Genomic DNA, 3133 nt, shown 5'->3' with positions numbered 1-3133 from the left:
GTTCCTGACCCTTCGTAGGGCTGCGGTGAGGTCCCGGACGTGACTTAGGGGGCCGAACATGGACACTATAAGGTCAAAGTCCTCGTCCTGCTCGAACTCCTCAAGGTTGGCTGCGACGAACTGAGCCCTCCCAGCAACGCCCTGCTCCTCGGCTCGCCTTCGGGCACGAACGAGCATCTCTGAAGAGATGTCCACGCCTGTCACATAAAGCCCTTGAAGCGCAATCCTGCAAGTGTACAGCCCGGTGCCGCATCCCAAGTCTAGGGCCGTTCTCATTCCGGGGCGAAGGAAGCGTGAGACCGCCATCCACTCGACACGACGCATATGCTGTATGCTGGGATGTGTGTACTTGATGTCGTAGACAGGGGCCAGTGCATCATAGTAGTCTCTGAGGCCGGAGGAGAGGTCCCGTTCACAGGGCTGCATTAGTCGCAAGTGGGTTCGGGACAATAATCAACATTGCGCAGAGTCAGGTGGATGTCAAATTGAGGATGGCCGAAGGGAAGAGGACACTTTACTGTCCCCCAGGAGAACATGATAGGAGCACTACTGAATGCCCTGAGCGGCAGTGGTGTGTTCAGGCGACGTAGGACCAGTCGATGACGAGACCTGTGCTACAAGACTCATGCTCTGCCACCCTAGACCATCGTTGAGGTACACGAGCACACATGATTCTTCCCAGAGGGACGAAGGAGCCATGAGGTCATCAATCAGAAAGTGGGTCCCCATCAAGAGCGTATCGACTCTTCACTGTGAGTAGGCAGGCAGCGTCTGTCGGAGGGCGGCGGGTGGCCATCGATGAGTCAAAGGTCAAGGCGGAGAGGGCGTGATTGGAGGTGTCTGCAGGGGGCGTGAACGTTGACCCATGGGATGTCCTAGCGGTCTGACCGACGAAGGACGGCGCACTCAGGAAGGAAGGACCTATGGCGAAACGGTTCATTCATGAGGATGGTGTTGAGTGTGTGACGAAGCACCACATCACATCTGCGTGGACAGGGCACCATCGTAGGAATCGGAACCAGAAGAATACGCATGTCAGGAGAAGGAACACGCCGGTAATACAGCTAATCACGGGATTCCAGTCTGTTATGGACAAAAGGTCGATGGACAGTTTCATGCAAATCCAGTACACAAGGTTGTCACCCTTGGCAATCAGCGCATTTATCACGGGATTGCCGGGCAGACCTTTCAGAGCTGAACTCAGACAGGAGAGGAAGAGCACCAGGAAGAACATCATGCTCCAGAAATTCTCCATACCGGCTATCGCTCCGACCATGTTGAACCCCTCGACCAAGGCCAAGGCCGCCGCGAACAGAGCCCCTCCGGCGAGTATTGCCGCCGCCATTGCAGGATATGCCTGAGCGATTCTGAATCCATCCGCCGCACGGAACGCAGCGTAGGCGCCTATATAGAGAGATGTGAATGTCGCAACCACGAAGAAGTCCTTCGCGAGTTCGACGGCAATCCATCCAATGAGAGTACCCGCATCAATCTGAGCCAATGAAAAGGCAAAGTCCACGATGGACATAGAGAACACAGTGATTGCCGACAAGAGATCAACCGCAAACGAAATCAGGGCAGGAGCTGAAGTACTCGGGCGGAGGTTCCCATCGAGTCCGGGGACCACGTAGTTGAGCGCAGGCCAGAACGAAATCAATATCCATTGGCTGTACATGAATTGCAGAGCCTCGACCAGATATGTGTCCACACCCTGTGTTCCCCCTGCATTATCCCCTTGGCCAGAAGGAGTCCCATCACTTCGCACCGGCTCCGTCGGGTTGGGACTGTTCGGGTCGTTCCTGTTGAGGTCAGCGACGACGTTGATGTCCTGCACCCTCATGTCTACCAGCGAGTAGGACTGATACCTGTAGCCGAGAATGACCACGTACTCTATGACCTGCTGGCATCCCAGAACTGAAACCCTGCACGGACCTCATCACAGACTGGGTAACCGACGGGTCAAGTCACGCTCATTCCTCAAGGAGTGTCAGGATGCTGTTCACTCTCTCACCAAACTCGTCTGTCCGGGACCTGGTATCCTCGAGAACTCGACGAGACCTTGTGTTGCCTCTCTGTGCGCTTCCAAGGATTACCCTTAGGCCCCTTCTGAGCGAGTCGTCGTCCAACTTGCCTCTCTTGTGGAGTCTCTCGAGCCACATCATGACTGACACGTCCCGCATAGCAAAGGAGAAGGGTCCGATTCTGAACGGGATGTACATCACCGCATACCAAATAGTGAGGAACGCGGGGAATTGGCCGGCCAAGAGACAGGCAAGCCAGAAATCGGACAATGACAATGGTAGTAGTAGAAGAGCGGGCCAGAGGAAGGCCGCATGGTACATCACTGCAACTGTAATGATAGCCCTTCTTCCGGAACCGAAGAAGAAGCGGATGAGCCGGTTGTTAGGCTCATGATGCGCTCTCCAGATGAACACGACTGGCCCCGAGAAGAATGCCACAAGGATGAGGATTATGCTCCCGAACACGAGAACGTCGAAAGTAATGCTCACTCACTGCTGCCTCCTGAACTGGTCCACGGACCGCTCATATATAAAGACGAAGAGATAGAAAGTTGCCAGAGCTAATACGAGATTCAATGCAATCGAGATGACTGCCCACTTGACGGCAGCCTTGAATTCACCCCACTTCTCGGAGATAAACATTCTGCAGATGCCAGCTGCCAGAACAAGCATGGCGGTCGTTTCGATGCAGACGCCTGTTACGATTTCGAGCCAGTAGCTCAGAAGACCCAATACGAACTCCCAGCTTATCACCTGAGCATACAGTCCAAGTAAGAGCACATCGACCCATGCGCCCCATGTGACTATGAGTGCTGCGAAGAGACCATACATCGTTGCAGTACTGACTGGCAAGCTCATCAAGAAGCTGATGGCGGCGAACACTGTCAGCACAAAGAAGGTCAGGCCTTGGATGAACTGAGCCCAGCCCGAACCTGTCGACTCCTCTTGAAGCGAGTGGAGTACCTTTGAAGAGTACTGCTGTGACTGGGCCTGCGTCATGCCATCGTCCACAGGTGTATCAATACGCAGCTCGACAACCTGAAATGACATCAACAGGTCCACTGAACAGTGGAGTGTTGCAGTCCCGCCCATAGTAGTGGCAAACGACACCG

General features: G+C 54.5%; 4 protein-coding genes. All 4 read right to left on the bottom strand.

What is annotated here, in order from left to right:
• Positions 1–435: class I SAM-dependent methyltransferase (locus tag HXY34_12845; protein NWF97022.1), on the bottom strand; the 435-nt coding region annotated here is incomplete at its 3' end.
• A 505-nt stretch (positions 436–940) separates the two neighbouring features.
• A complete protein-coding gene (locus HXY34_12840; protein NWF97021.1) occupies positions 941–1885 on the bottom strand; it encodes a hypothetical protein in 945 nt (314 codons plus the stop codon).
• 85 nt (positions 1886–1970) lie between these two features.
• A complete protein-coding gene (locus tag HXY34_12835; protein NWF97020.1) occupies positions 1971–2510 on the bottom strand; it encodes a hypothetical protein in 540 nt (179 codons plus the stop codon).
• A partial coding sequence (locus HXY34_12830; GenBank protein ID NWF97019.1) for a hypothetical protein occupies positions 2511–3133 on the bottom strand: 623 nt, incomplete at its 5' end.

The sequence above is a fragment of the Candidatus Thorarchaeota archaeon genome (assembly GCA_013388835.1).
In the GTDB taxonomy this organism is placed as follows: Archaea; Asgardarchaeota; Thorarchaeia; order Thorarchaeales; family Thorarchaeaceae; genus JACAEL01.
This window is presented reverse-complemented; position numbering and strand designations above follow the sequence as displayed.